The sequence below is a fragment of the Saccharothrix ecbatanensis genome (assembly GCF_014205015.1).
Classification (GTDB): Bacteria; Actinomycetota; Actinomycetes; order Mycobacteriales; family Pseudonocardiaceae; genus Actinosynnema; species Actinosynnema ecbatanense.
The window spans coordinates 6,141,613-6,167,483 of record NZ_JACHMO010000001.1 but is presented as its reverse complement, the minus strand read 5'-3'; the positions used below and the strand labels follow the sequence as shown (position 1 = coordinate 6,167,483).

Annotated in this window: 29 protein-coding genes; 19 read left to right on the top strand and 10 right to left on the bottom strand. The window is 70.4% G+C overall.

The window, feature by feature from the left end; translation table 11 throughout:
- Window positions 1-10: 10 nt before the first annotated feature.
- The 5 genes from dhaK to F4560_RS26250 all read left to right on the top strand — a co-directional run bounded on the left by dhaK (window position 11) and on the right by F4560_RS26250 (window position 4,878).
- Window positions 11-1,012, top strand: coding sequence for a dihydroxyacetone kinase subunit DhaK (gene dhaK / locus F4560_RS26270; protein ID WP_184929402.1), 1,002 nt, complete (start codon window positions 11-13; stop codon window positions 1,010-1,012).
- Window positions 1,012-1,641: a dihydroxyacetone kinase subunit DhaL gene (dhaL, locus tag F4560_RS26265; RefSeq protein WP_184924176.1), complete on the top strand. Its 630-nt coding sequence runs from the start codon at window positions 1,012-1,014 to the stop codon at window positions 1,639-1,641. Before dhaK ends, dhaL begins: the two co-directional genes overlap by 1 nt.
- Window positions 1,638-2,297, top strand: coding sequence for a dihydroxyacetone kinase phosphoryl donor subunit DhaM (dhaM, locus tag F4560_RS26260; protein WP_184924174.1), 660 nt, complete (start codon window positions 1,638-1,640; stop codon window positions 2,295-2,297). Before dhaL ends, dhaM begins: the two co-directional genes overlap by 4 nt.
- Window positions 2,298-2,432: 135 nt before the next feature.
- On the top strand, window positions 2,433-4,211 hold the full coding sequence (locus tag F4560_RS26255; RefSeq protein WP_184924171.1) for a 3-hydroxyacyl-CoA dehydrogenase family protein: 1,779 nt from the start codon (window positions 2,433-2,435) through the stop codon (window positions 4,209-4,211).
- Window positions 4,212-4,269: 58 nt separating this feature from the next.
- Complete coding sequence (locus F4560_RS26250) at window positions 4,270-4,878, top strand: DUF3558 family protein (RefSeq protein WP_184924169.1); 609 nt, start codon at window positions 4,270-4,272, stop codon at window positions 4,876-4,878.
- A 480-nt stretch (window positions 4,879-5,358) separates the two neighbouring features.
- On the opposite strand, the gene F4560_RS26245 is transcribed toward F4560_RS26250, so the two are convergent.
- Both F4560_RS26245 and F4560_RS26240 read right to left on the bottom strand, forming a co-directional pair.
- Window positions 5,359-5,571, bottom strand: coding sequence for an FmdB family zinc ribbon protein (locus F4560_RS26245; protein ID WP_033439483.1), 213 nt, complete (start codon window positions 5,569-5,571; stop codon window positions 5,359-5,361).
- 5 nt (window positions 5,572-5,576) lie between these two features.
- A complete protein-coding gene (locus F4560_RS26240; protein WP_184924167.1) occupies window positions 5,577-5,993 on the bottom strand; it encodes a hypothetical protein in 417 nt (138 codons plus the stop codon).
- Between the two features lie 52 nt (window positions 5,994-6,045).
- Here F4560_RS26240 and F4560_RS26235 point away from each other — a divergent pair, with 52 nt between their 5' ends.
- Together F4560_RS26235 and F4560_RS26230 are read left to right on the top strand one after the other, a co-directional pair.
- Window positions 6,046-6,339, top strand: a complete 294-nt coding sequence (locus F4560_RS26235) for an Rv1322 family protein (RefSeq protein WP_184924165.1) — start codon at window positions 6,046-6,048, stop codon at window positions 6,337-6,339.
- A 99-nt stretch (window positions 6,340-6,438) separates the two neighbouring features.
- Complete coding sequence (locus tag F4560_RS26230) at window positions 6,439-7,197, top strand: alpha/beta hydrolase (protein WP_184924163.1); 759 nt, start codon at window positions 6,439-6,441, stop codon at window positions 7,195-7,197.
- On the opposite strand, the gene F4560_RS26225 is transcribed toward F4560_RS26230, so the two are convergent.
- Entirely contained in the window at window positions 7,173-7,709 is a 537-nt protein-coding gene (locus F4560_RS26225; RefSeq protein ID WP_184924161.1) for a GNAT family N-acetyltransferase, read from the bottom strand. The genes F4560_RS26230 and F4560_RS26225 overlap by 25 nt on opposite strands.
- 49 nt (window positions 7,710-7,758) lie before the next feature.
- Between F4560_RS26225 and F4560_RS26220 the strand changes: the two genes are divergently transcribed.
- Window positions 7,759-8,469, top strand: a complete 711-nt coding sequence (locus tag F4560_RS26220) for an alpha/beta fold hydrolase (protein WP_184924159.1) — start codon at window positions 7,759-7,761, stop codon at window positions 8,467-8,469.
- A gap of 162 nt (window positions 8,470-8,631) precedes the next feature.
- Here F4560_RS26220 and F4560_RS26215 read toward each other — a convergent pair whose 3' ends face one another.
- Complete coding sequence (locus F4560_RS26215) at window positions 8,632-9,906, bottom strand: chromosome segregation protein (protein WP_184924157.1); 1,275 nt, start codon at window positions 9,904-9,906, stop codon at window positions 8,632-8,634.
- 69 nt (window positions 9,907-9,975) lie between these two features.
- Entirely contained in the window at window positions 9,976-11,304 is a 1,329-nt protein-coding gene (gene ccrA, locus F4560_RS26210) for a crotonyl-CoA carboxylase/reductase (RefSeq protein ID WP_184924155.1), read from the bottom strand.
- A gap of 209 nt (window positions 11,305-11,513) precedes the next feature.
- Between ccrA and F4560_RS26205 the strand changes: the two genes are divergently transcribed.
- Window positions 11,514-11,876: an SPW repeat protein gene (locus F4560_RS26205; protein WP_184924153.1), complete on the top strand. Its 363-nt coding sequence runs from the start codon at window positions 11,514-11,516 to the stop codon at window positions 11,874-11,876.
- A gap of 305 nt (window positions 11,877-12,181) precedes the next feature.
- Window positions 12,182-12,778, top strand: coding sequence for a TetR/AcrR family transcriptional regulator (locus tag F4560_RS26200; RefSeq protein WP_184924151.1), 597 nt, complete (start codon window positions 12,182-12,184; stop codon window positions 12,776-12,778).
- Window positions 12,779-12,834: 56 nt separating this feature from the next.
- Here the strand turns inward: F4560_RS26200 and mce are convergent, their stop codons facing one another.
- Window positions 12,835-13,272 carry a methylmalonyl-CoA epimerase gene (mce, locus tag F4560_RS26195; RefSeq protein ID WP_184924149.1) on the bottom strand — a complete coding sequence of 146 codons (438 nt, stop codon included), beginning with the start codon at window positions 13,270-13,272 and terminating at the stop codon, window positions 12,835-12,837.
- Window positions 13,273-13,396: 124 nt separating this feature from the next.
- Between mce and F4560_RS26190 the strand changes: the two genes are divergently transcribed.
- The 6 genes from F4560_RS26190 to F4560_RS26165 all read left to right on the top strand — a co-directional run bounded on the left by F4560_RS26190 (window position 13,397) and on the right by F4560_RS26165 (window position 19,121).
- Complete coding sequence (locus F4560_RS26190; RefSeq protein WP_184924147.1) at window positions 13,397-14,584, top strand: acetyl-CoA C-acetyltransferase; 1,188 nt, start codon at window positions 13,397-13,399, stop codon at window positions 14,582-14,584.
- A 4-nt stretch (window positions 14,585-14,588) separates the two neighbouring features.
- Complete coding sequence (meaB, locus tag F4560_RS26185) at window positions 14,589-15,554, top strand: methylmalonyl Co-A mutase-associated GTPase MeaB (protein ID WP_184924145.1); 966 nt, start codon at window positions 14,589-14,591, stop codon at window positions 15,552-15,554.
- 31 nt (window positions 15,555-15,585) lie between these two features.
- On the top strand, window positions 15,586-16,095 hold the full coding sequence (locus tag F4560_RS26180; protein WP_184924143.1) for a hypothetical protein: 510 nt from the start codon (window positions 15,586-15,588) through the stop codon (window positions 16,093-16,095).
- Between the two features lie 342 nt (window positions 16,096-16,437).
- Window positions 16,438-16,839 carry a pyridoxamine 5'-phosphate oxidase family protein gene (locus F4560_RS26175; protein ID WP_184924141.1) on the top strand — a complete coding sequence of 134 codons (402 nt, stop codon included), beginning with the start codon at window positions 16,438-16,440 and terminating at the stop codon, window positions 16,837-16,839.
- A 44-nt stretch (window positions 16,840-16,883) separates the two neighbouring features.
- Window positions 16,884-18,461: a sensor histidine kinase gene (locus F4560_RS26170; RefSeq protein WP_184924138.1), complete on the top strand. Its 1,578-nt coding sequence runs from the start codon at window positions 16,884-16,886 to the stop codon at window positions 18,459-18,461.
- 12 nt (window positions 18,462-18,473) lie between these two features.
- Complete coding sequence (locus F4560_RS26165; RefSeq protein ID WP_184924136.1) at window positions 18,474-19,121, top strand: response regulator; 648 nt, start codon at window positions 18,474-18,476, stop codon at window positions 19,119-19,121.
- A gap of 15 nt (window positions 19,122-19,136) precedes the next feature.
- Here F4560_RS26165 and F4560_RS26160 read toward each other — a convergent pair whose 3' ends face one another.
- Window positions 19,137-20,630: an alpha/beta hydrolase gene (locus tag F4560_RS26160; protein WP_312869485.1), complete on the bottom strand. Its 1,494-nt coding sequence runs from the start codon at window positions 20,628-20,630 to the stop codon at window positions 19,137-19,139.
- Between the two features lie 152 nt (window positions 20,631-20,782).
- Between F4560_RS26160 and F4560_RS26155 the strand changes: the two genes are divergently transcribed.
- On the top strand, window positions 20,783-21,781 hold the full coding sequence (locus F4560_RS26155; protein ID WP_312869484.1) for a hypothetical protein: 999 nt from the start codon (window positions 20,783-20,785) through the stop codon (window positions 21,779-21,781).
- A gap of 29 nt (window positions 21,782-21,810) precedes the next feature.
- Here the strand turns inward: F4560_RS26155 and F4560_RS26150 are convergent, their stop codons facing one another.
- The gene (locus F4560_RS26150; protein WP_184924133.1) at window positions 21,811-22,401 is read right to left on the bottom strand and encodes a TetR/AcrR family transcriptional regulator; all 591 of its coding nucleotides are present in this window, start codon (window positions 22,399-22,401) and stop codon (window positions 21,811-21,813) included.
- Between the two features lie 92 nt (window positions 22,402-22,493).
- On the opposite strand from F4560_RS26150, the gene F4560_RS26145 reads away from it, so the two are divergent.
- On the top strand, window positions 22,494-22,931 hold the full coding sequence (locus F4560_RS26145; RefSeq protein WP_184924131.1) for a nuclear transport factor 2 family protein: 438 nt from the start codon (window positions 22,494-22,496) through the stop codon (window positions 22,929-22,931).
- A complete protein-coding gene (locus F4560_RS26140) occupies window positions 22,924-23,745 on the top strand; it encodes an NAD(P)H-binding protein (protein WP_184924129.1) in 822 nt (273 codons plus the stop codon). Before F4560_RS26145 ends, F4560_RS26140 begins: the two co-directional genes overlap by 8 nt.
- A 12-nt stretch (window positions 23,746-23,757) precedes the next feature.
- Here F4560_RS26140 and F4560_RS26135 read toward each other — a convergent pair whose 3' ends face one another.
- Both F4560_RS26135 and F4560_RS26130 read right to left on the bottom strand, forming a co-directional pair.
- Window positions 23,758-24,822, bottom strand: coding sequence for a class I mannose-6-phosphate isomerase (locus tag F4560_RS26135; RefSeq protein ID WP_246477884.1), 1,065 nt, complete (start codon window positions 24,820-24,822; stop codon window positions 23,758-23,760).
- On the bottom strand, window positions 24,819-25,802 hold the full coding sequence (locus F4560_RS26130) for a LacI family DNA-binding transcriptional regulator (RefSeq protein ID WP_184929399.1): 984 nt from the start codon (window positions 25,800-25,802) through the stop codon (window positions 24,819-24,821). Before F4560_RS26130 ends, F4560_RS26135 begins: the two co-directional genes overlap by 4 nt.
- Window positions 25,803-25,871 lie beyond the last annotated feature (69 nt).

Here is a 25,871-nt window from a genome sequence, read left to right as displayed (position 1 = left end):
GGAGGTCACCGTGAAGAAGATCATCAACGATCCGGCGACAGTGGTGGTGGACGCGTTGCGCGGGATGGCGCTTGCGCACGCGGACCTTTTGGAGATCCATTACGACCCGGCGGTGGTGGTTCGGGCGGATGCTCCGGTGTCCCGCAAGGTCGCTCTGATCTCCGGTGGTGGGTCGGGGCATGAGCCGTTGCACGGCGGGTTCGTCGGGCGGGGGATGCTCGACGCGGCCTGTCCTGGTGCTGTTTTCACCTCGCCTACTCCTGACCAGGTCGCGGCGGCTGTGACTCGTACCGATGGTGGTGCGGGGGCGTTGCTGGTCGTGAAGAACTACACCGGTGACGTGCTGAACTTCGAGACTGCCGCCGAGCTGGCGGCGGCTGATGGCGTGGACGTGCGGACCGTTGTGATCGATGACGACGTCGCGGTCAAGGACTCGCTGTTCACGGCTGGTCGGCGCGGTGTGGGTGGGACTGTTCTGCTGGAGAAGATCGTCGGGGCGGCGGCCGAGCGCGGGGTCGACCTTGATGGCTGTGAGGCGTTGGCGCGGCGGGTTGTCGCGCAGGTCCGGTCGATGGGGTTGGCGTTGACGGCCTGCACCGTGCCGCACGCGGGGGAGCCTTCGTTCACGTTGGCGGATGACGAGATGGAGTTGGGGATCGGCATCCACGGTGAGCCCGGTCGTCAGCGGGTGAAGGTGGGGACCGCCGAGGAGTTGGTGCCTGCTTTGTTGGACCCGATTCTGGAAGACCTGCCGTTCGGGGACGGGGATCGCGTCCTGCTGTTCACGAATGGCATGGGTGGGACGCCGCTGATCGAGCTGTACCTGGCGCACGGGATCGCGGAGCGGCTCCTTGCCGAGCGGGGGATCACGGTGGAGCGGCGGTTGGTCGGCCCGTTCATCACGAGCATGGAGATGCAGGGCATGAGCCTGACGTTGCTGAAGTTGGACGACGAGATGGTCGAGCTGTGGGACGCGCCCGTGCACACGCCGGCGCTGCGGTGGGGTGTCTGATGGAGTGCACGGCGGAATCCGTCGCCGAGGCGATGCGTGCGGTGGCGGCGGTGGTGGTGGAGCACCGGGACGAGCTGCTGCGGTTGGACCGGGAGATCGGCGACGGCGACCACGGCGAGAACATGGCTCGCGGGTTCACCGCGTTGGTGTCCAAACTGGACGGTCATGCGCCCGCGTCGCCGGGTGGGGTGTTGAGGTTGGTGGCGACGACTTTGATCTCCACGGTGGGTGGCGCGGCCGGGCCGTTGTACGGGACGGCGTTCCTGCGTGCGGCCACGTCGGTCGGTGACGTCGCTTCGATGGACGGCACGGTGGTGGCCAAGGCGTTGCGGGCCGCGCTGGAGGGCGTCGTGGCGCGCGGTAAGGCCGAGGTGGGGGACAAGACGATGGTGGACGCCCTCACGCCTGCGGTGGCTGCTGCCGAGTCTGTCGCGGCAAGTGGTGGTGGGGTGGCCGAGGTGTTGTCGGCGGCGGCTGATGCGGCGGAGTTGGGGGCCGATTCGACCGTGCCGTTGGTGGCGCGGAAGGGGCGTGCGTCGTACCTGGGCGAGCGGAGTGCCGGTCATCTTGATCCGGGGGCGCGCTCGACGTCGTTGCTGCTTCGGACGTTCGCGGGGCGTGCGCGGTGATCGGGCTGGTGGTGGTGTCGCACAGTCGGCAGCTGGCTTTCGGGGTGGCCGAGTTGGCCGGTCAGATGGCGCCTTCGGTGAAGATCGTGCCGTCCGGCGGGGATGGGATGGGCGGGTTGGGCACTTCCTACGAGGCTGTCGGGGAGGCCATTTCCCAAGCCGATTCGGGTGCCGGTGTGGTGGTTCTGTTCGATCTTGGCAGCGCGAAGATGGTCGCCGACATGGCTGCTGAGGAGGCTGCCGGGTCGGTCATGGTCGTGGACGCGCCGTTGGTCGAGGGCGCGGTGGCTGCTGCCGTTCGCGCGCAGGGTGGCGCCGGCCTGCCGGAGGTGGCGGCGGCTGCTGTTTCGGCCGGTGGTGGTGGGCAGGACTCGGTCGAGGTGGGTGGGGATGTGGTGCGGGCGGAGGTCTCGTTGACGAACTCCGTCGGGCTGCACGCTCGGCCGGCGGCGTTGGTGGCGCGGGCGTTGGCCTCGTTGGACGCCGCGGTGGTGGTGCGGTTCGGGGAGGAGGAGGCGGACGCCAAGAGCGTGCTGGCGTTGATGGGGTTGGGCGCGCCCGGTGGTGCGCGGATCGAGGTCGCGGCGAGTGGCGCCGACGCGGCGGAGGCCGTGCGGCGGGTGGAGGAGCTGGCCGCGCGCCGGTTCGACGAATGAGCTGTTGAGACGTGCCCTGGACCGATTACTTGCACGATACCGATGGTGAAGCTCACGCGAACGACGCGTGACGACCGTGGGATAGTCGCGTCAAGTTACCGTCCGGTAGCCACTCCGGTGAGTGGGAGGTAAACAGTGACGCGCCAGTTCAACACGGTCGGAATCGTCGGTCTCGGCACCATGGGCGCCGGTATCGCCGAGGTGCTCGCCCGGACCGGCGTCACTGTCGTGGCGGTGGACGTGGACGAGACCGCTCTGGACCGAGGTCGTGGTCATCTGACCCACTCGACGGACCGCGCCGTGGCGGGCGGGAAGCTCTCTTCGGCTGATCGGGACGCCACGCTGGCCCGCATCTCGTATGCCACGTCGCTGGACGCGTTGGCGGGTGCGGACCTCGTGATCGAGGCGGTGCCGGAGCGGATCGAGCTCAAGGCCGAGGTGTTCGCCGAGCTGGACCGGATCTGCGGCCCGGACACGGTGTTCGCGTCCAACACGTCGTCGCTGTCGATCACCGAGATCGGTGTCCACACGGGACGGCCGGGCAAGGTCGTCGGGATGCACTTCTTCAACCCCACGCCGGTGTTGAAGCTGGTCGAGGTGATCCGGACGGTCGTCACCGAGCCCGACGTGGTGACCGACGTGGTGGCGTTCGTGGAGGGGCTGGGCAAGACGCCGGTCGTGATCGGCGACCGGGCCGGGTTCATCGCCAACGCGCTGCTGTTCGGGTACCTGAACCACGCGGTCCGGATGTACGAATCCCGTTACGCGACAAGGGAAGACCTCGACGCGGCCATGCGGTACGGCTGCGGCTACCCGATGGGTCCGTTGGCGCTGCTCGACTTGATCGGGTTGGACACCGCGTACGAAATCCTCGACACGATGTACCACCAGTCGCGCAATCGTTTGCACGCTCCCGCGCCGTTGCTGAAGCAGATGATCACGGCGGGTCTGCTGGGTCGGAAGAGCGGGCGCGGTTTCTACACCTACGACGGGCCGGACTCGCCCGTCGTCGTGCCGGACGTGCAGACGCCGGTTGCCGCCGAGGAGGGCGTGCCCACTCGGGAGGTCCAGCGGGTCGGGGTGATCGGCACCGGGACCATGGCCACCGGCATCGTCGAGGTGTTCGCCAAGCGCGGGTACGACGTGGTGCTGCGGGCTCGGTCGTCGGAGAAGGCTTCCGCCGCCGTGGCCAAGGTGGGCAAGTCGTTGGAGAAGGCCGTGTCGCGCGGCAAGCTGTCGGCGGATGATCGGGACGCGGCGCTGGCCCGCATCACGCCCGTTGTCGAGTTCTCGGACCTGGCCGATTGCGATCTAGTGGTCGAGGCGGTGGCCGAGGAGCTGTCGGTCAAGAAGGCCGTGTTCGAGGCGTTGGACGAGGTGTGCAAGCCGGGCGCGGTGCTGGCGACCACGACGTCGTCGCTGCCGGTGATCGAGTGCGCCGCCGCCACCGCGCGACCCGGTGACGTGGTCGGCCTGCACTTCTTCAACCCGGCCCAGGTGATGAAGCTGGTCGAGGTGGTCGAGACGATCTCGACGTCGGCCGACGTGGTGGCCACCGCCCGGCGGGTGTGCCTGGATCTGGGCAAGGTGCCGGTGCACTGCGGTGACCGGGCCGGGTTCATCGTGAACGCGCTGCTGTTCCCGTACCTGAACGACGCGGTGAAGATGTTGGAGGCGCACTACGCGGTGGCCGACGACATCGACAACGCGATGAAGGTCGGCTGCTCGTTGCCAATGGGGCCGTTCGAGCTGCTGGACGTGGTGGGGCTGGACGTGTCGCTGGCCATCGAGCGGACGCTCTACCTGGAGTTCCGTGAAGCCGGCTTCGCCCCCGCGCCGTTGTTGGAGCACCTGGTGAAGGCCGGGAGGCTGGGTCGCAAGACCGGCAAGGGGTTCCGCGATTACTCGGTCTGACGGTCGGTTACGCGGCCTGATGGAGTGGTGGGAATCGGCGTTTGGCATCGTGGGCACCATGCGGCGTGTGGTGATCTCGCTCCTGGTGGTGGCGTTCGGTCTGACGAGCGCTTGCGCGTACACGGTCAACGGGACTCCGGTGGCGGAACAGGTGCTCGACGTGGACCCACCGTTCACCTCGACCAAGCCCACACCGACGGGGTCCGGCAAGTCGTCCACCAAGCCGTCGCCGACGACGTCGGGGTCGAGTGAGCCGTCGGCGGTGGGTGACATCTGTGCGTTGATCGGGTGGAAGGACTTGCCCTACGACGTGCCGGACAAGGGCGCCAAGCCCACCGACACCGGGTACGACACGTCGTTCGACCAGTCGTGCAAGTGGCAGACGTCGGTCGACTCGCTGGACGTGGGCGTGACGCTCAGGTTCCGTGAGGGGAAGGCGATCACGCTGGAGCAGAGCAACGGCGAGTTCGACTTGGCGGACCGGAAGGTGAAGTACTTCGACCGGACCACGGACACGTCGGTGCAGCCGTCGTGTGTGCTGGTGATGGACTATGCCGGTGGTGGCATCGGGATCATCGTGATCGACGGGTCGGCCCGGTTCGGCGCCATCTGCGACCAGGGTAAGAAGGTCGCCGAGGTGCTGTTGACCAAGGAACCCACTCCCTGATCGGTGCCATCAGGGTGGTTCAGAGCGGTTCAGAGCGGTTCAGAGCGGTCCAGAGCGGTCGAGGGCGGTCCGGGGCCATCAGGGGGGCCAATGGTGGTCCCGGGGCGGTCAACGGCGGTCAACGGCGGGTCAAGGGCGCCTATCGGCCGGACTCTCATCTGAGCTACCTGTTCCGGTCCGAGCACGGGCACCCAAGCCGGCACCGGCCAACCGCCGCGCCAGCGAGTCAAACCCTCGCACCGGCCAACCCTTGCACCGGCCAGACGTCGCACGGGTCAACCGTTGAGCCGCCCAGCCCGCATCCCGACTCGAGCGTGTGAGGCTCGGAGGGCGCGGACTCGTGCGTGTGGGGCTGGAGGGCGCGGACTCGTGCGTGTGGGGCTTTGAGGGCGCGCGCGTGAGAATTCCGGCAGGCCCGCTGAGCCTGGCTGCCGAGACTGGCTGCTGAGACTGGCTGCAGAGGCCCTGGGATTGCTCGGGTCAGCCGCAGCAGCCGCCGCCGCAGCACCCGCCGCCACCGTTACCGCCGCCAGCGGGGGCGTTGGCCTTGCCGCCGAGGCCGACCATGGACAGCAGCTTCACGGTGTCGTCGTGGCCGTTCGGACACGGCGCGGGGGCGGAGGCTTCGCTCATCGACCGCTTCACGTCGAACGTCGACCCGCACGCCTTGCAACGGAACTCGTAGGTGGGCACGTCCCTCATTCTCCCCGCCGCTGCGGCGCGAGCACCAGCAAGGGCACCCCAACAGCGGACACCGTGGCGAGCAGGGTCAGCAATGGCAGGCCGTGCACCCATCCCAATCCCGCGGCGGCCACGTGGGTTCCGGTGAACGTCGCCACCCACGTCCGTGCCTTCGGCCGCAACCACACCGGCGCCAGCGCGGACGCTGCTGTGACCAGCATCAACATTGTCGTGGCCAGCAGCACGCCCTGCCGGAGTCCGACCGGCTGCCAGACCGGCACGTCGTGCTCCTCGATCACCGGCCTGACCCGACCACCAGGCGAAACGTCCGCCGCTGACGGTTCGATCAGCAGCCCGCGCACCACGGGCAGGAGCGTCACGGCCATTTCAACGATCAGAAGCAGGGTTAATATGACCCGTCGCCACTTGCTCACCCCGTGGACCGTAGGCGATCACCCACCGCAAGCCCGGATACCCTCGTTCCCCGTGCCCCGCCGCAACCGCCAGCACCGCCCCGACGAGCCGTCACCAATCGGTGGCCACGGCTGGGCGCGCGCGGAGAACGGGCCGGACGGCGAGTGGCTGGTGCGCACCGTCTCCGGCGCCGCCACCACCAAGACCTACCGCTGTCCGGGCTGCGACCACGAGATCCGCCCCGGCACCGCCCACGTCGTCGCCTGGCCCGCCGCCGACTACGGCTCGGTCGAAGACCGCCGCCACTGGCACCAGGCCTGCTGGTCGTCACGCGGCCGAAGAGGCCCCACAGCCCGTCGTTGGTGACGCTCTGTGCCCGCCGCTGCACCCGGGCAGCCGTCTACCCCGCAACTGCTCGCGTCCCGCGCCCACTGCCGGTGATTCGGCGGCCGGCAGGATGTCGCCGTGGTCGACGAAGTCCGGATCAAGGCTGACACCGTGCTCCCGGCACGCCGGGAAGCGGTGACGTTGCGGACCGACGACGGTCTCGCGTTGGTCGGCGAGTTGGCGTTGCCGGCGGACCGGGTTCCACGCGCCACGCTCGTGCTGCTGCACCCGTTGCCCACGCACGGCGGCATGATGGATTCCCACCTCTACCGCAAGGCGGCGTGGCGGCTGCCCGCGCTGGCCGACCTCGCGGTGTTGCGGTTCAACACGCGTGGCACGGTCAGTGAGGCGGGGCGCAGCGAGGGCGCGTTCGACCACGCCGTGGGCGAGCGACTGGATGTCGCCGCGGCCTTGGCGTTCGCGGCCGATCGAGGGTTGCCCTCGGTGTGGCTCGTGGGTTGGTCGTTCGGCACCGACCTCGCGCTGATGCACGGGTGCGACCCGATCGTCGAGGGCGCTGTCCTGATCTCACCTCCTCTGCGTTGGAGCGAGCCTGATCATCTGCGCGTGTGGGCGCGTACGGGCAAACCGGTGGTGTGCCTGGTGCCCGAGTTCGACACCTACTTGCCACCGGCCGAGGCCAGGCGGCGGTTCGGCGCGGACATCCCGACCGCGGACGTGATCGACTTCCCCGGCGCCAAGCACCTCATGGTCGGGCACTCCGACAAGGTGCTCGACGCGATCGTGTCCGCGGCCGTGCCCGAGGTGCCCACGCCGTTGCCGCGCACCTGGTCCGGCCCCCACGAACGGCGTCAAGTGACCATCGTGACCTCCTGACGCCGCCAGACCACCATCGGTCCCTCATCGGTCGTGCGTTCGCCCACGTGCGCGAAGCCCAGCTTCTCCGCGACGCGCTGGGAGGGCGTGTTGTCGGGATCGGTGATGATCACCACCGGACGGCCCGGCCGGTCTCGGCTCGCCCAGTCGATGGCCGCGCGTGCCATCTCCGGCGCGTAGCCGCGACCCCAGTGCCGGGGACGGAACCGGTAGAACAGGTTGAGCGTCGGTTCCCCGTCCAGCTCGTGGTGGCGGAGGCCGCCGAAGCCGATGACCTCCCCGGTCTCCGACAGCTCCACCGCCCAGTACCCGATGTCGTCACGTGCCCAGTGGGCCTGCCACTCCACCAGCATCTTCGCCGCCTGCTCCGCGGACGGCGTGCCGGCCGGGTTGAAGCGGTTCGTCTCCGGATCGGACATCACGGCGATCGCGGAGCGCACGTCACCCGGGCCGACGCGCCTCAGCAGGAGGCGGTCGGTTCGGATCTCGTCCGGTTCCGGGTTGGAGGCCATGGGGATGAAGGTAGGGAGGGGGTCTGACAATTTGGGTATGGAAGCCGGTATGGAGTCTGTTCCGCTAGTCCTGCTGCACGCCTTCCCGCTCGACTCGCGCATGTGGGACGGGGTGCGTGACCTGCTGAAACCGATCACGCCGGAGCAGCGTGGTGGGGGTCGTTCACCCGATCTGATGGTCGTTGCGGACGACGTGCTGCGGTTGTTGGACGAGCGTGGGATCGAGCGGGCGGTGGTCGGCGGGTGCTCGATGGGCGGGTATGTGGCGATGGCAGTGCTGCGGCGGGATCCGTCGCGGGTGGCCGGGCTGGTGCTGGCCGACACGCGTGCCGGGGCGGACGCGGACGAGGCGCGGGCGAACCGGCTGGCGATGGCCGCGCGGGTCGAGGCCGAGGGCGTCGGGTGGGTGCCGGACACCGTGGTCGGCGGGTTGCTCGGGCCTGCGGCGGACGCGGCGGTGGTCGAGCAGGTGCGGGAGTTGATCTCCGGGCAGGACCCGGCGGAGGTGGCGTGGGCGCAGCGGGCGATGGCCGTGCGGCCCGACTCGACGGAGGTGCTGGCGTCGGTGGACGTGCCCGCGTTGGTGCTGGTGGGGGAGCACGACGCCCTCACGCCGCCCGCGTTGGCCAGGGAGTTGGTCGCGGTGCTGCGGCAGGGCGAGTACGTCGAGGTGGCGGGGGCCGGGCATTTGACGCCGATGGAGGCGCCGGACGCGTTCGCCTCGGCGGTGCTCGACTGGCGTCACCGCGTCGGTGTGTGACGGCGGTCGTCCTCGTCGGGTTCGCCGTGCCCGAGCGCGCGATTCGCGGTACCTGAGTGGTGAATTCGCGGGCCGTGAGCGTTCGACTCGCGCGTTCTGAGCGTTGAATTCGGGGGTCCTGAACGTAGGACTCACGCGTTCTGAACGTAGGACTCGCGCGGGTTAGCGCTTGCCGGCGTTGGCCCTGGGGTTGGGGCGGGCGATCTTTTGGGTGGGGCCGTCGGGGGACGGTTTGGTGGCTTCGGGCTGGGTGGGCTGGGGCCTGGCCGGGGTGGCGCCGCCGGTGCTGGGGGCCGCGGGAGTGGGGGTGGCGGAGCCGCTGGCAGGGGTGGAGGGGGCGGCGGTGCCGGTGGCGGGAGGGGTGGCGGTGCCGGAGGTGGGGGCCGCGGGAGCGGGGGTGGAGGGGGCGGAGCCGCTGGTGGAGGCCGGGGTGGGGTGTTCTTCTTCCAGTGGGTCCAGGAGCGGCGTCACGTCGTGTAGTGCGGTGCGCACGGAGTGGAGTTGCTGGGACAGGCGGTTGCGGAGCTGCCTGAGGGCGTCGACCTTCTGGGTGGCCTGGGTGACGCGGCGGTTGGCGTCCTCGGTGGCCTCGCGTACCCGGCGATTCGCCTCGTCCGTCGCCTCCTGGACGCGCGCCGTGGCCTCGCTGATGGAGTCGTGACGACGGCGGTTGGCCTCTTCGGTGGCTTCACGCACCAAACGCTGCGCCTCGGCGTTCGAAGCGGCCTGCTCCTGGGCGATCTGGGCACGCACGCGCGCGGCTTCCTCGGCCGCCTCACGCAGCCGCCGCTCGGCCTCGCCCTTCGACGACGCCTCCTGCTCGGCCAGCACCTTCATCGACTCGACCCGCCGGGCCGCCATCGCGATCTCGAAGTCTTCCTCGATCGTGTTCCGGCGCTGGAGCGACTCCGCGTCCAACCTCGCGGCCTCCGCCTGCGCCTCGCCCACGACCCGGTCGGCCTCGGCGCGCGCCTTCTCCAGCACGCCCCGGTGCTCGGCCTCCATGTCGGCGCGACGCTGGTCCAGCTCGGCGATCAGCTTCTCGTACCGGGTGCGCAGCACCCCCGCGTCGGCCTCGGCCTTGGCCCGGACGTGCCCGCCCTCGGCCTCGGCCCGCGCCTTGATCTCGTTCGCCTCGTCCTGGGCGAGCCGCAGCATCCGCTGCAAGCGCTCGCTCAGCCCTTCCAGCGTGGTCGGCGGCAGCGACAGCCGTTCCACCTGCCCGCGCAGCTCGGCGATCTCCGACCGGGCCGCTTCGAGCTGCCGGGTCAGGTCGTTGGTCTGCGACACCGCCGCGTCGCGGTCGGCCGCGAGCAGGCGCAGGTCGGAGTCCAGGCGTTCCAGGTGGTCCTCGACCTGGGCGCGGTCGTACCCGCGCTTGACGATGTCGAAGCCGGATCCCAGGGGGACGAGGTCACGGTCGTCGGCGAGGCCCATGCCGCTCACGCTACCCGCTCTTGACGTGCGGCCGGCACCTGCCGGCCGCACTTCAAGGGTGATTTCGCTTTACACGCCCCGGAATCGGTTGATTTCGGTCAGGTGCGCGGCACGAAGATCGTGGTCACGCACGCCGAGCCCTGCTTCCGGTGCCAGCGCCAGCACACCGACCTTGCCCTGGTGGGCGTTGCGGTGCACGTCGTGCGCGGCCTGCCCGGTGTCCTCCAACGAGTACACCTTGGACAGTGTGGGGTGGATCTTCCCCTTGGCGACCAACCGGTTGGCCTCCCAGGCCTCGCGGTAGTTCGCGAAATGCGAGCCGATGATCCGCTTGAGGTGCATCCACAGGTACCTGTTGTCGTACTGGTGCATGAACCCGCTGGTGGACGCGCACGTCACGATCGTGCCGCCCTTGCGCGCCACGTACACCGACGCGCCGAACGTCTCACGGCCCGGGTGCTCGAACACGATGTCCGGGTCGTCGCCGCCGGTCAGCTCGCGGATCTTCGCGCCGAGCCGCTTCCACTCGCGCACGTCCTGCTCGTGCTCGTCCTTCCAGAACTTGTAGCCCTCGGCACTGCGGTCGATGATCAACTCCGCGCCCATCTTGCGGCAGATCTCGGCCTTCTCGGGCGACGACACGACGCACACCGGGGTCGCGCCGCCGTTCAGCGCGAACTGGGTGGCGTACGAGCCGAGGCCGCCGGACGCGCCCCAGATCAGCACGGTGTCGCCCTGCTTCATGTTCGCGCCGTTGGTCGACACGAGCTGCCGGTACGCCGTGGAGTTCACCAGACCGGGTGACGCCGCTTCCTCCCACGTCAGGTGGTTCGGCATCGGCATCAGCTGGTTGGCCTTGACCAGCGCGATCTCGGCCAGGCCGCCGTAGTTGGTCTCGAAGCCCCAGATCCGCTGCTCCGGGTCGAGCATGGTGTCGCTGTGCCCGTCGGAGTGCTCCAGCTGCACGTCGAGGCAGTGCGCGACCACCCGGTCGCCGGGCTTCCACGAGTTGACGCCGGGACCGGTGCGCAGCACCACGCCGGCCAGGTCGGAGCCGACCACGTGGAACGGCTGGTCGTGCCGGCCGCCGTACTTCTTCAGGAACGCGAACGTCGGCAGCGGCTCGAAGATCGAGGTCCACACGGTGTTGTAGTTGATGGCGCTGGCCATCACCGCCACCAGCGCCTCGCCGTGGCCCAGTTCGGGCGTCGGGACCTCGTCGACGTGCAGCGACTTCCGGGGGTCCTTGTCCTTGGTGGCCTGACCCTCGAACATCGCCACCTCGTCGGCGTGCACCGTCACGCCCCGGTAACTCTCCGGTACGTCCAGCGATCCGATCGCGTCCAGTTCATCGGCGAGGATCGCGTCGAGGATCTTCCGCACGGGGTTCCCTCCCATTTGGGGGTGAGTAGGGATGTGGTGGCGCCAGGTCCACGCAGGTGGCCGGAGGTTACCCACGGGTAACCGATTCAGAACCTGAACCTGTGAGACACCGCACTGACTTTTCCCCCGAACGGTGCTCTCCCGCCGATCGGCGGTTCTTGACCGGGCGGCCAACCAAGCGCACCATCGTTGGTGTCCGAAGTCGAAGGACGGAGGTAGTGGTCATGGCAAAGGCATGGACCAGGTGGCAGGACTGGGCCGAGGTCGGCATCGGCGCTCTCGTTCTGCTCTCGCCCCTGGTGGTGGAGACCACCACGGGCGCCATGTGGACGATGATCGTGCTGGGTGGGCTGATCGCCATCGACGGCCTCGCGTCGCTCGCGATGCCCGGGATGGTCTACGGCGAGTGGTTCCAGATGGTCCTCGGCGCGCTGCTGTTCATCTCGCCGTGGGTGATCGGCTACAGCGACATGATGGGCGCGGCGTGGGTCTCGTGGGTCGGCGGCGTGCTGACCGTCGCGGCAGGCGCAATGGCCCTCCCACTGGCAAACGCAGCCCACAGCGGCCGAGTAGCCGGAACCGCCTAATCCGACCCAACGAACGGTCGGCAACCCCGGCAGCCTCGGCAAGCCCGGCAGCCCCAGCGAGTCGGCAACCCCGGCAAGCCGGCAACCCCGGCAAGCCGGCAAGCCCGTTCGTCGGCAACCGCACTTGTCAGCCCGGCGAATCGCAACCCCCGCGAGGTCGCGTCGATCGTTCGTGGCCCGGTTTTCGGCGATCACGCCCTTCGATCGTCGAAAACCGGGCCACGAGCGATCGACTTCCAGGCGACCGAGCCGCCGTCTGCGGAGCAGCGGCAATTCAACACAGCAATTCAACACAGGAGACAGCGTTGGCAGAGGACTCGTCGGACTCGTCGGCCCGTGATCGGATCCTGCGAGCGGCCGAGGAGTTGTTCGCCGAGTCGGGGTTCGACGCCACGCCGACGTCGCGCATCGCCGAACGCGCCGCGGTGCCGAAAGGGCTCGTGCACTACTACTTCCGCCGCAAGACCGACCTGCTCGCGGCACTCGTGCAGCGCCTGCCGGACGGCACGGTGGACGCGCGCCGGGTCGTGGTGGTCGGCGACATCGCGGAGAGCCTGCGCAGGCTGGTCGCGGCGCTGGACGCGCGGTTGAACGCATCACCGCTGCTCAGCCACCTGCTGTGGCGTGAGGCGGACACGCACACGGCGGTCCGTGACGCGCTGCACGAGCGCTACCAGTCGGTGGTGCGGCAGATCCGCAACGTCATCATCGCGGCCGGTGGGGCGGCGGTGGCGACGAAGGACGTGGACAGCGCGTCGGCGCTGCTCGCGCTCGCGGTCAGCTACCGGCACGCGGTCGCCCGGCACGCGCCGGAAGACGACCGGATGGACCTGGAGCTGACGTTCGTGGCCGCCGCGCTCGAGCGGCAGGGGCCGGTGGTGGGCAGGCCCGCGCTCGACTGAACCTCAACGAACAGCGATCGGGCCGGTGGTGGGCAGGCCCGCGTTCGAGCAACCCTTCAGTGGGCCGGCTCCACCAGTTCCACCAGGACGCCGCCCGTGTCCTTGGGGTGCACGAAGTTCACCCGGCTGTCCGCCGAACCGCGTCGCGGCGCGTCGTACAGCAGCCGCATCCCCTTGGCGCGCAGCGCTTCGGACGCGGCGTCCACATCGGACACCCGGTAGGCCAGCTGCTGGAGCCCCGGCCCGGACCGGTCGATGAACTTGGCGATGGTCGACTCCGGCGTCAGCGGCGCGAGCAGCTGGACGCCCGCGCCCGACCCGTCGTCGCCCGGCGCGCGCATCATCGCCTCGCGCACGCCCTGCTCTTCGTTGACCTCTTCGTGCGCGACGACCAGGCCGAAGGTCTCCCGGTGGAACGCGATGGCCCGGTCGAGGTCGGGCACGGCGATCCCGACGTGGTCGACGGCCGTCACAAAAGCTCGGATCTCTTCCATGGCAGGAAAGGGTAATGACCGAATCGGTGCAGGTCCTGCTGTGCGACGCCTCACAGGCTACCGCGCGGTAACCGTGGGTATCGTGGCGTGTTAACACTCGCTTACACCCGCTGTGGAGGCTGTTGTGTCCGGTTCCGTCATCGTCGCCGGGGCCCGAACCCCGATGGGGCGACTGCTCGGATCGTTGAAGGACTTCTCCGGCGCCCAGCTCGGTGGCGTCGCGATCAAGGCGGCCCTCGAACGGGCTGGTGTCGCGCCCGAGCAGGTGCAGTACGTGATCATGGGCCAGGTGCTCACCGCGGGCGCGGGCCAGATCCCCGCGCGCCAGGCCGCGGTGCACGCCGGCATCCCGATGTCGGTGCCCGCGCTGACGATCAACAAGGTGTGCCTCTCCGGCATCGACGCGATCGCGCTGGCCGACCAGCTCATCCGTGCGGGTGAATTCGACATCGTGGTGGCGGGCGGCCAGGAGTCGATGACCCAGGCGCCGCACCTGCTGCCGAAGTCGCGCGGCGGGTTCAAGTACGGCGACGTGTCGATGATCGACCACATGGCCTACGACGGCCTGTTCTGCGCGTTCGACCAGGTCGCGATGGGCTCCTCCACGGAGAAGTTCAACGCCCGCTACGGCCTGACCCGCGAGGAGCAGGACGCGTTTTCGGCCCGGTCGCACCAGCTGGCCGCCAAGGCCGCCGGGAATGGCGTGTTCGCCGAGGAGATCGCCCCGGTCTCGATCCCGCAGCGCAAGGGCGACCCGGTGCTGGTCTCGACCGACGAGGGCGTGCGCGGCGACACCACCGTGGAGACGCTGGCCAAGCTGCGCCCGGCGTTCGCCTCGGACGGCACCATCACGGCGGGCTCGGCGTCGCAGATTTCCGACGGCGCGGCTGCGGTGGTCGTGATGAGCAAGGCCAAGGCCGAGGAGCTTGGCCTGACCTGGTTGGCCGAGATCGGCGCGCACGGCGTGGTGGCCGGTCCGGACGCGAGCCTGCACGAGCAGCCCGCGAACGCGATCAAGGCCGCGTGCGCCAAGGAGGGCATCGACCCCGCCGACCTGGACCTGGTCGAGATCAACGAGGCGTTCGCCGCGGTCGGCCTCGTCTCCACGCGGGAACTCGGCATCGCCGAGGACAAGGTCAACGTCAACGGCGGTGCGATCGCCCTCGGTCACCCGATCGGCATGTCGGGCGCCCGGATCGCGCTGCACCTCGCGCTGGAGCTGAAGCGCCGCGGTGGCGGCGTGGGCGCGGCCGCCCTGTGCGGCGGCGGTGGTCAGGGCGACGCCCTGATCGTCCGCGTCCCTAAGGTCTAGCGGTGTGGTTCGCACCGTTGACGTAGCGGAACTGGTCGACCGCGCGCGTGAGGGACAACCGCGCGCGGTCGCCAGGCTGATCTCGCTGGTGGAGGACGCCAGCCCGCAGTTGCGCGAGGTGGCTGCCGCGCTGGCGCCGTTCTGCGGGAACACCCGGGTCATCGGCTTGACGGGTGCTCCGGGCGTGGGCAAGTCCACGTCCACGTCGGCGCTGGTCGCGTCCTACCGCGCGCGCGGCAAACGGGTCGGCGTGCTGGCTGTGGACCCGTCGTCGCCGTTCTCCGGCGGCGCGCTGCTCGGCGACCGGGTGCGGATGGGCGAGCACGCCACCGACCCCGGCGTGTTCATCCGCTCCATGGCCACGAGAGGTCACCTGGGCGGCCTGTCGTGGGCCACGCCACAGGCTCTGAGAGTGCTGGACGCCGCCGGGTTCGACGTCGTGTTGGTCGAGACGGTCGGGGTGGGGCAGTCCGAGGTCGAGGTGGTGTCGCTGGCCGACACGACGGTAGTGCTGCTCGCGCCCGGCATGGGTGACGGCATCCAGGCCGCGAAGGCGGGCATCCTGGAGATCGCGGACGTGTTCGTGGTGAACAAGGCCGACCGCGACGGCGCCGACCAGACCGCGCGCGACCTCAAGCACATGATCTCCCTGGGCCGCCGGGACCGGGAGGGAGGGCTCTGGCGGCCTCCCGTGGTGAAGACGGTCGCCTCGCGCTCCGAAGGCCTGGACGACGTCGTGGACGCCATCGACTCGCACCACACCTGGTTGGTGGAACGCGGTGAGCTGGAACGACGGCGTGCCACCAGGGCGGCCGGCGAGATCGAGGCGATCGCGTTGGCGGGGCTGCGCTCCCGGATCGGCGGCCTGCGCGGCGCGTCCGCGCTCGAAACCCTCGCCAAACGGGTCGTGGCGGGTGAGTTGGACCCCTACGCTGCGGCTGATCGACTGGTCGAAGGGGTAGGCGCATGATGCCGGGGGGTAAGACGCCCGTGGGGTTGACGTGAACGAGATCGAGATTCCGTTCGGCCATCGGACCGAGCGGCGGGTCGCGCTCGCGGCGCAGCTGGGGTTGACCGCGCTCGGGGTGCTGCTGATGTTCCTGGCGTACTCCGACGGCCACTTGGCGGCGATGTTCGTCGGGCCGCTGGTCGCGCTCGGCGGCCTGATCGGCGGTGGCGTCTGGCGGCGGCGGGCACGGCTGCGTCGGCTGGTCGTGGATCCGCAAGGCCTGCGTTGGGTGGAGAAGGGCGCGTCGTGGGCGGTGCCGTGGTACGAGTTGCGCGCGGTGGGGCTGTCGCGGACCGGTGGCGACAAGCCGTCGCTGTGGATGCACCTGGAGCCCAGGGATCAGAACGGGTTCGCCGCCGCCTACCGCACCATCCCGAAGAACATGTACGGCTACTGGATCCAGTTGGCGGACGAGACCGGCGGCCCCATGCTCGACCTGGCGTTGCAGCGGTACGCACCGCAGCTCTACCAGGGGTTCGAGCGGCACTTCACCGAGTACTAGGCGGTCGCAGCTCGGCGAACGCCCCGTTGACCCGCCGAAACCGGACAGCACCCGTGCCACCGCGTCACGCGGGTCGATCGACGTCATCCGGCTGAGCTGGATCTCCACCGTCTCGTACGGCACGCGCTCCACGTACGCCTGGTGCAACCGCGTCAACGCGGCCACGCTCGGAGGTTCGGCCTCGGTCAGACCGAGGCGTCGGAGGAACGCGCCTACATCGGGTGACGCCACTGGAAATCCCCCATCCGGGTGGAAGGCGAGGAAGCCGGGACTTCCGACTCTAGGCAAGGACGATCACAACGCCGAACGTCTTAGTCCTGCGACCGGGGGCGAAGGGGTGCGATGTACGACTCCGCGGGACTTCAGGTCCTCTCCCGCGAGGAATGCCTGGAGCTGCTCGACACGGCCGCCGTCGGTCGCCTGGTCTACACCCACAAGGCGCTGCCGGTGGTGCACCCCGTCGTGTTCGCGCTCGACGGGGACTGCGTCGTGCTCCGCGTGCCGGACCGCAGCGCGACCCTCGTCGCCCGCGACACGATCGTGGCGTTCCAGATCGACGACGTGGCCCCCGACCTGTCCCGCGGCTGGTCCGTGATGGCCGTCGGCCACGTCACGGAGGTCGTCGACGAGCCGTGGCTGGCCCGGCTGCGCGAACTGCCGCTGGCGTCGCGCGCCTACGGCGACCACGACCGCTACCTGGCGGTCGACCTCGAACTCCTCACCGGCCGTCGCATCCCCCGGTAGAAGGCGTTAACCTCGGAATCCTCCGAAACGGAGGGTGGTCTCGGGTGCCTGGATCCCCGGACGCGAACGCCGCGGTGCGGTTGGACGGCCTGGTGCGCGAACTGACCGACCGGACCGCCGAGGTGATCGTCTCGCAGGAACGGCTGCACCGGCTGCTGGCCGCGGTCGTGTCCCTGGCCAGCGACCTGTCGCTCCCGGACGTCCTGCGCCGGATCGTGGAGTCCTCGTGCAGCCTCGTCGGCGCCCGGTACGGCGCGCTGGCCGTGGTGGGGCCGGATCGCCAACTGCTGGAGTTCACCTACGGCGACGGCCACCACACCGACTCCGACCAGCCCGGATCGGTGGCGGCGGCGTTCGACCCGGCCGCGCCCGGGTTCCTCGGCGTGCCGGTGCACGTCCGCGGCGAGGTGTTCGGCAACCTCTACCTGACCGACAAGGACGGCGGCGCGGACTTCAGCCGCGCCGACCAGGAGATCGTGGTGGCGGTGGCCGCGGCGGCGGGCATCGCGATCGAGAACGCCCGGCTCTACGAGCAGTCGCGGCAGCGCGAGGTGTGGCTGCGCGCGTCCAACGAGGTGACGAACGCGCTGCTCACCGGCACCCCCGACCGGGACGCGCTGCGGCTGGTCGCGGTGCGCGCCCGGCTGGCCGCGGACGGCGTGAACGCGCTGCTGGCGTTGCCCGACGTGCAGGGCGACCTGTCGGTCCGCGTGCTCGACGGCGAGGGACGCGGGTTCGGGGTGTCGAGCGAGGGCAGCGCCGCGCGGGAGGTGTTCGACAGCGGCCGGGCCAAGGTGCTCGACGGGCTGCCCGGCCAGGACCGGATCGGGCCCGTGGTGTTCGTGCCGCTGGCCGCCGGGGAACGGGTGCTCGGCGTGCTGATCGTGGCGCGTGCCCGTGACCAGCGGGCGTTCGACGCCTCCGACGTGGCGCTGGTGGAGTCGTTCGCCCGGCAGGCCGCGCTGATCCTCGAGTTCACCCGGGCCACCGGCGCGGGACGCCGACTGGCCGTGCTGGAGGACCGCGACCGGATCGCCCGCGACCTGCACGACCTCGTGGTGCAGCGGCTGTTCGGGCTCGGCCTCGGGTTGCAGAGCATGAACGGGCTGGTGGAGCAGCCGATGGTGGCGCAGCGGCTGGCGGACTTCGTCACCGAGGTCGACCAGACCATCCGGGAGATCCGGCGCACCATCTTCTCGTTGCAGGAACCACCCGCAGGCGCGGCCGACCTGCGCGCGCAGCTGCTGAAGGTGGTGCAGGAGTCGGCCCGGCTGCTCGGCTTCGAGCCGTCGCTGGCGATGGACGGGCCGGTCGACTCGGTGGTGCCCGACCAGGTGCGGCCGGACCTGCTGGCCACGTTGCGCGAGGCGTTGGCCAACACCGCCCGGCACGCGTCGGCGAAGAAGGTCGAGGTGGAGGTGTCGGTGGATCGCGCGGCGACCGAGCTGCGACTGGTCGTGCGGGACGATGGCGAAGGCCTGCCGAACCGCCGCGGCAGGCACTCCGGCGGCCTGGTCAACATGGCCGCGCGGGCGGCCAGGTGGGACGGTTCGTGCGAGGTCGAGTCGACCGGGGGCCGGGGCGTCAGCGTGACGTGGCGCGTGCCTTTGGTGTCGGTGTAGGGGAAGAGGACCATGTCCATCTCGGTGCTTTTAGTGGACGACCACGAGATCGTGCGGCGTGGTCTGCAACAGCTGTTGGCGGTGGAGCCGGACATCGAGGTGGTCGGTGAGGCGGAGAGCGCCGCCACGGCCGTGTCCGCCGCCGCGTTCCACCGGCCCGACGTGGCCGTGATCGACGTGCGGCTGCCCGACGGCGACGGCGTCACCGTGTGCCGGGAGATCCGTTCGACGGTCCAGCCGCCGCCCGCGTGCCTGATGCTGACGTCGTACTCCGACGACGAGGCGTTGTTCGGGGCGATCATGGCGGGCGCGGCCGGGTACCTGCTCAAGCAGGTCTCCGGGAACGACCTGGTGTCCGCGATCCGCACGCTGGCCGCCGGCGGCTCGCTGCTGCACTCCAGCGTCACCGCGACCGTCCTGCAACGGCTGCGCGGCGGACCGGTCGAGGACCCGCGCTACGCGGCGTTGAGCCCGCAGGAGCGGCGGATCCTCGACCTGATCGCCGAGGGCCTGACCAACCGGCAGATCGCGAACCGGCTGTACCTGGCCGAGAAGACGGTCAAGAACTACGTCTCCTCGCTGCTGCACAAGCTCGGCTTCGACCGGCGGACCGAGGCCGGTGTCTACGCCGCCCGCAGGCGGCAGACCGGTGCGATCTAGGCGGTGCTTCGTGCGCTACAACGGCCAGCCCACCAGCGGACGGGTGGCCGCGGCGGCGGGCGCGGTCGGGTCGGGCAACGGCATGCCCGGACACGTCAGGTCGGCCGTCGGCACCTTCCCGTCCACGATGAACGACTCCACGACGTCGTCCACGCACCCGTTGCCGAAGCCGTAGACGCCGTGGTCGCCTTCGTCGGTCACGGTGAGCAGCCGTGAACCCTCGAAGTTGCGGTGGGCGCGCTGTGCGCCCTCCAGCGGCGTCGCCGGGTCGCGCACCGACTGCACCATGAGGATCGGCGGCACGCCCTTGCCGGTCGGCGTCTTCAGGTCCAGCTTCGGCCGGTCCCAGAACGCGCACGGCGCGAGCACCTGGTAGTAGCCGAACAGCGGGAACTGCTTGCCCAGCCGCTCGGCCTCGGCGGCCAGGGTCGCGCGGTTGTGGCGGAACTTCGTGTCGTTGCACGCGATGGCGAACAGCGTGGCGTTGGACGCGTCCGGGTACTGCGCCAGCGCCGCCGGAGCCGCGGCCAGGGTCTTGACGTCGGACGTCGTGGCCTGGCTGATCCACGCCAACGCCTCCGCGGCGGGCGGGAAGGACTGCTTGCTGTACTGCGCGCGGATCAGCAAGAGGTCCAGCCGGACGCCGTCGACCACGGTCCCGTCGTCCAGCGGCAGCGGGTTCGCGGCCAGCTTCGCGCGGGTCGTCTCGTAGATCTGGCGGACCTGCTCACCGGTCGTGCCCAGGTGGTAGAGGCTGTCGTACTTGGCCGCCCAGGGCAGGAAGTCGGTGCGGAACCGGCGTTCGAAGCCGTAGCCGAAGTTGTCGAAGATGTCCTGGAACGTGCTGGTGAAGTCGGTGTTCGAGTCGAGCACGAACTTGTCCACCCGGTCCGGGAAGTAGGTGGCGTAGTAGGCGCCCATCCAGCTGCCGCCCGAATAGCCGATCCAGCTGACCTTCTCCCGGCCCAGCAGTTGGCGCAGCAGGTCGAGGTCGCGGACCGTCTGCTCGGTGTTGACCACCTTGCCGAACTCGCCGGAGCGGGTCTGGCAGGCGGTGGCCTGGAGCTCGGCGGCGTCGTAGAGCAGCTTGGTGTTGGCACGGCCGCGGTCACGCGGATCGGTGACGGACATCCAGTCCAGCCCGCCGCACGTGGTGTTCGTGCTCGCCCCCGTGCCGCGCGGGTCGATGCCGATGATCTCCATGGCGTCGACCAGCTTGGCGCGACCCGCGAAGAGCAGCGGCAACGTCCGCCCCGGCCCGCCCGGACCGCCCGGGTTGGTCAGCACGGAACCCTTCGCCTCGCCCCCGCGAGGCTTGAGCCGGCTCACCGCGATGGTGATCTTCCGGCCGTCGGCGGGCGTGCGCCAGTCGAACGGCGCCTGGAACGTCCCGCACTCGAGCCCTTCGATGTCGGCGCACGCCGACCACGTGATGGATTGCTCCGGCCGCGGCTCCGGCTCGGCCTGCGCATAGGTCGGCAGCGCGGCGGCGAGCAGTGCGGCGGACACGGCTACAACGAGACTTCCTCGCATGGATTCCCCCTCCGTCGAGGGCACTACTCCATCGCGCCCGTAGGCTGGAGGGCAACCGCAGAAAGGCCCTGTTCGGCTCTACGAAAGACTTAGGCCACTCGGTCTCGGAGGAAAGTAAGGTCGCTGGAGTGGGGATTTTCCGGAGGAAGCGGCCTGCCGCGGTTGCCCGTGAAGTGGTGCGGGACCACACCTACGACGACGCGATCCTGGACATCGCGGCCGAGGAGATGGATGCGGGGCACCTGAGGGCGGCCACCACGGTGCTCGCGGAGTGCCGGGACGAGCCCGAGGTGCGCGCGTTGCGGGTCGAGGTGCTGGGCGAGCACGCCATCGGCCACGCCGACGAGCTGCTGGAGCTGGCGAAGAACAACACCGACCCGGACCTGTGGCTGCTGGCCGGCACCGCGTTCATCCGGGAGGCCTGGGCGATCCGCGGCTCGGGGCGGGCGGACAGCGTCGGCAAGGACCGGTTCAAGGTCTTCTTCGGCACCCTCCGCAAGGCCGTCGCCCCGCTGCACGAGGCCGCGAAGCTCCTGCCGCGCGACGCGGTGCCGTGGGCGCAGTTGCAGACCGCCGGGCTCGGGTTGCAGGTGGACCGAGACCAGAAGGACGAGGTCTGGCGGGAGATCGTGGCGCGGTGCGCGTCGCTGTACCCGGCGCACTGGACCCGGTTGCAGATCCTGGCGGCCAAGTGGGGCGGGTCGGCCGAGGAGATGATGGCGTTCGCCCAGGGCAGCGTGGACGCCGCGCCGCCCGGCGACCCGGTGGTGGCGATGCTGCCGCTGGCCCACTTCGAGATCTTCCTGGAGCAGTTCGAGGACGCGGTGCAGGCGCGGTCGGCGTTGAAGATCGCGACGTTGAAGATGCGGTACTTCAGCCGGCACCGCGACGAGATCGCCACCGCGGCGGACAAGTGGGACTCGACCCCGACCAAGCCGCACCCGCGGGCCTTGCAGGCGCACAACCTGTTCGCGGCGGCGTTCGCCCTGGCCGAGGACTCGCACCGGGCGAAGCGCCACCTGCTCGGCATGCGCGACCACGTGCACGAGGTGCCGTGGGCGTACGTCGCCTACCTGGCGGACGACCTGGAGAAGGAGTACTCGGACCTGGCGAACAAGTACCTCTAGGTGCCTTGTCGATCGGGTGGAGCCGCCGGTCAGGCGCCGATCCCGCGGAGGATCGTGTCGATGAGCTTGTCGACGTAGCCGGGTTCCGCCTGCGCGGCGCGGACGGTGAGCCGCCAGTGGATCGCCGCGGCGAACAGGTCGAGCGTGATCTCCAGGTCGATGTCCGCGCGCAGCTCACCGCGTTCGATGGCGCGTTGGAACATGGTGGCGGCCAGCTCCCGCCGTGGCCCGCAGACGACGGCGTCGACGACGTCGCCCAGTTCCGGGTTGCGCGCCATCTCGGCCACCAGGTCGGGCAGGATGCGTGAGAACAGCGGGTGCGCCAGCCAGGCCATGAGCGCGTTCACGGTCGCGCGCAGGTCGTCCCGCAGCGAGCCGGTGTCCGCGGTCGGCGGCGACTGCGCCGCAGTGGCCTCGGAGATCACCGACGTCGCCATCTCCTGCTTGGACGGCCAACGGCGGTAGAGCGCGCTCTTGCCGACCCCGGCCCGCTTCGCGACCGCTTCCATCGACAGCCGGGCGTAGCCGTGCTCGGCCAACTCGGCCAGGACCGCTTCGGCGATGGCCCGGGTGATGGCGGGTTGCAGCACGGCTGCGCCGGTGGGCGTGCGAGGGCTCATGGCGGCGATCGTAGCGAGTGGACGGTACCGACCCGTCCTGTGTACGTTAGGACGGGACGGTGCCGTTCCGTCCTAGCGTTGAGGAGCACTTGGTGAACGCTGATGAGCTGGTCGAACACGCCCTGGAACTCCTGCCTGCCAAGGACATGACCGCCTTCGCCGGGCTGTGGGCGGAGCACGGCGTGATCGAGTTCCCGTTCGCGCCGCCCGGTTATCCGCAGCGCGTGGAGGGCCGTGCGGCGGTGCACGAGTACATGCGGGGCTACCCGGACCTGCTCGACGTCCGGGAGATCACCGACCGGGTCCTGCACCGGACCCTCGACCCGGAAGTGGTGGTCGTGGAGTTCGAGGCCGCCGGGATCGTGGTCGCCACCGGGCGGCCGTACCGGCTGCGCTACATCGCGGTCGTCACCGTCCGGGACGGCGAGATCCGGCACTACCGCGACTACTGGAACCCACTGGCCGCGGCCGAGGCCATGGGTGGTTCGGGAGAGCTGAACGCCGCGTTCTCGGGAGGTGCGGATGTCTGAGGTCCTGGTCCTCGGCGCGACCGGCACCACCGGGTCGAGGGTCGCCGCGTTCCTGGCCCAACGTGGTGTCGTGGTCCGGTCGGCGACCCGCACGCCGACCGTCGCCGGCCAGGTGCGGTTCGACTGGGCGGACCGGGAGACCCACGCGCCCGCGTTGCACGGGGTGTCGGCGGTCTACCTCATCGCGCCCTTGGCAGAGCCCGATCCGGTCCCGTCGGTCGAGCCGTTCCTGGCGGAAGCCGCACGTCAGGGCGTCCGGCGGGTCGTGCAGCTCAGTTCGTCGGCGATGCCGGAGGGTGCGCCTGGCCTGGGCGCGGTGCACCACCTGGTCCGCACGACCGTGCCCGAGTGGGCGGTCCTGCGGCCGTCGTGGTTCATGCAGAACTTCACCGGGGAGAGCCCACTCGCACGGGACGCGCGTGACGGCGAGATCGTCACCGCGACGGGGAACGGTCGGGTGGCGTTCGTGGACGCGGGAGACATCGCCGCCGTCGCCGGGCACGCGTTGGTCGACGAGGTGCCGCACAACACCGAGCACGTGCTGACCGGCCCCGAGGCGCTGAGCTACGCCGACGCCGCCGCGATCGTCGCGCGGAGGCTCGGCCGGCCGGTGCGCCACCGAGCCGTCACGGCGGACGAACTGGCGTTGCGCCTGACCGGGCACGGCATTCCCGCCGCCTACGCCGCCGTGCTGGCCGCGCTCGACACCGACATCGCGGCGGGGTCGGAGGACCGGGTCACCGACACCGTCGAACGCGTCACCGGCCGCCCGGCACGCGGCTTCCGGGAGTTCGCCGAGGCGGAGATCCGGTAGCAACGCCCCGGCTCAGCCCTTGAGGCTCGACACCGATGGTGGCCGGCACCGGATGGCGACGACGTCGCCGGTCACCACGACCTCGCCCGCCGCGTGCGGCACGACCACCGTGCTGCCCCGGTGCACCGCGACGGGACCGAGCGTGCCCGCGCCTTCCAGCACCACGAACACACCGAACGAGGGCTCCAACGCCGCCGTGCCGGACACGTGCAGCCGGTCGGCGCGGAAGAACGGGTCGGCCTGCGCGTCGAACAGGTTCACCGACTCGCCGGTCGACGCCTGCGTCCGCCGCACCAGGCGGTCGGGGGACTGGGCCCGGCGCTCCACGCAGTCCAACGCCTTGTCGTAGCCAAGACCGAGGTGCCCGGCCTCCGCGTCGGCCAGGAAACCGCGCCACTCCAACGTGACGGAGAAGTCCGTCGGCTGTTGGAGCTCGACGATGAACACACCCTCGCCGATCGCGTGCGGCACACCGGCGGGCACGAACACCGTGTCACCGGGCGAAACCCTGACCGGGTTCAACGCCCGCAGCATCGAAGGCGAGTCCTGAGTGGACACCCACTCGGCGACGGCGGCGGCCGGCACGTCCTCCCTGAACCCGATGTAGACCGTCGGGTCCGGGCCGGACGTGCCCATCACGATCCACGCCTCGGTCTTCCCGTGCCGGCACCCCAGGTGGGTGGACGCGAAGGCGTTCGACGGGTGGCAGTGCACCGGCAGCCGCTGCCCGGCGTCGAGCAGCTTCACCAGCAGCGCCGTGTCCGCGCCGAACTCCGTCGCGTGCTCGTCACCCAGCCACGACACCGGGTCCGCCGCCACCGCGTCCCGCAGCCACCGACCGTCCGGCAACCGGGTCAGCCCCGACTCGTCCTTGTCGAACTGCGTGGTGGTCGACGCGACCCAGTCCTCCGGCCCGCGATCGGCATCGGCCCGCCGCCGGAACGCCGCGATCGCCGCACCGCCCCGGTAGAACTGCCGGGGCTGGTTGGCCTCCAGCGCGATGGGCTCGACCGGCGGGTTCGCCGTGCCGGACCGATCGACTCGCGGTGTCCGAGCGGAGGACTCGCGGGAACTCATACTTGAACCTCTCCTGATCCACGGGCCACCAAACGGACCGGCAGGACGACGCGGCGCGGTGGGGAGGCGTCGCCGTCCAGCCGGGCGAAGAGCAGGTCCGCCGCTGCCTTGCCGAGCGCGCTCGCGTCGTGCGCGATCACGGTCACCGGCGGCGACAGCAGGTCGGCCAGTTCGAAGTCGTCGAAGCCCACGAGGGCGGGACGCGCGGGGCACCCGGCCAGCGCGCGCACCGCGTGCACGGTGATCCGGTTGTTCCCCGTCACCACCGCGGTCGCGGGTTCGGCGGCGTTCCGGAGGCCGTGCAACGCCGCGCGCACCGACTCCGCGTCGTGCGGCCCCATGACCACCAGCGACTCGTGATAGCTGAGACCGGCACGCAAGCAGCCCTCGCGGTAGCCGCGCAGGCGTTCGTTGGCGGTGAAGATGTCCGGCGCGTCACCGAGGAACGCGATCCGCCGGTGCCCGAACGACGCCAGGTGCGCGACCGCCTCGACGGTGCCGCCGATGTTGTCCACCAGCACGGTGTCCGCCACCACGTCACCGGCCGGCCGGTCCAGGAACACCACCGGCGTGCCCGCCCGCATCTCCGGCACCAGGTACCCGTGCTGCAATCCGGCCGGCACGACCAGCAGCCCGTCCACCCGCCGCGAGCAGAACTCCAGCGACAGCTCGCGTTCCCGCACCGGGTCCTCATCGGACGATCCCGTGATGACCTGCCGCCCGCGCAGCCGTGCGATCTCCTCGACGGCGCGCGTGACACCGGAGTAGAACGGGTTGCCGACGTCTTCGAGCACGAGGCCGATAGTGCCGGTGGACGACCCGCGCCGCAGGTTGCGTGCGCTCAGGTTGCGCCGGAACCCCAGTTGGTCGATCGCCGCGAGCACCCGCTCGGCGGTGGCCGGGTGCACGCCCGCCTCGTCGTTGACCACGCGGGAGACCGTCTTGATGCTGACGCCCGCCATCCGCGCCACGTCGTTCATCGTGGCCCGCCGCACCTTGCGCGCGCCTGCCACGCCGTTCGGGGACAACGTTGTCATAGTCGCCGAATC

Bases quoted from the DNA above. Each gene is read 5' to 3' on its own strand.
- dhaL (WP_184924176.1), top strand. From the start codon at position 1,012: ATGGAGTGCACGGCGGAATCCGTCGCCGAGGCGATGCGTGCGGTGGCG.
- F4560_RS26250 (WP_184924169.1), top strand. From the start codon at position 4,270: ATGCGGCGTGTGGTGATCTCGCTCCTGGTGGTGGCGTTCGGTCTGACG.
- F4560_RS26225 (WP_184924161.1), bottom strand. From the start codon at position 7,709: ATGGCCTCCAACCCGGAACCGGACGAGATCCGAACCGACCGCCTCCTG.
- F4560_RS26220 (WP_184924159.1), top strand. From the start codon at position 7,759: ATGGAGTCTGTTCCGCTAGTCCTGCTGCACGCCTTCCCGCTCGACTCG.
- F4560_RS26215 (WP_184924157.1), bottom strand. From the start codon at position 9,906: ATGGGCCTCGCCGACGACCGTGACCTCGTCCCCCTGGGATCCGGCTTC.
- ccrA (WP_184924155.1), bottom strand. From the start codon at position 11,304: ATGGGAGGGAACCCCGTGCGGAAGATCCTCGACGCGATCCTCGCCGAT.
- F4560_RS26205 (WP_184924153.1), top strand. From the start codon at position 11,514: ATGGCAAAGGCATGGACCAGGTGGCAGGACTGGGCCGAGGTCGGCATC.
- mce (WP_184924149.1), bottom strand. From the start codon at position 13,272: ATGGAAGAGATCCGAGCTTTTGTGACGGCCGTCGACCACGTCGGGATC.
- F4560_RS26175 (WP_184924141.1), top strand. From the start codon at position 16,438: ATGTACGACTCCGCGGGACTTCAGGTCCTCTCCCGCGAGGAATGCCTG.
- F4560_RS26165 (WP_184924136.1), top strand. From the start codon at position 18,474: ATGTCCATCTCGGTGCTTTTAGTGGACGACCACGAGATCGTGCGGCGT.
- F4560_RS26150 (WP_184924133.1), bottom strand. From the start codon at position 22,401: ATGAGCCCTCGCACGCCCACCGGCGCAGCCGTGCTGCAACCCGCCATC.
- F4560_RS26140 (WP_184924129.1), top strand. From the start codon at position 22,924: ATGTCTGAGGTCCTGGTCCTCGGCGCGACCGGCACCACCGGGTCGAGG.
- F4560_RS26135 (WP_246477884.1), bottom strand. From the start codon at position 24,822: ATGAGTTCCCGCGAGTCCTCCGCTCGGACACCGCGAGTCGATCGGTCC.
- F4560_RS26130 (WP_184929399.1), bottom strand. From the start codon at position 25,802: ATGAACGACGTGGCGCGGATGGCGGGCGTCAGCATCAAGACGGTCTCC.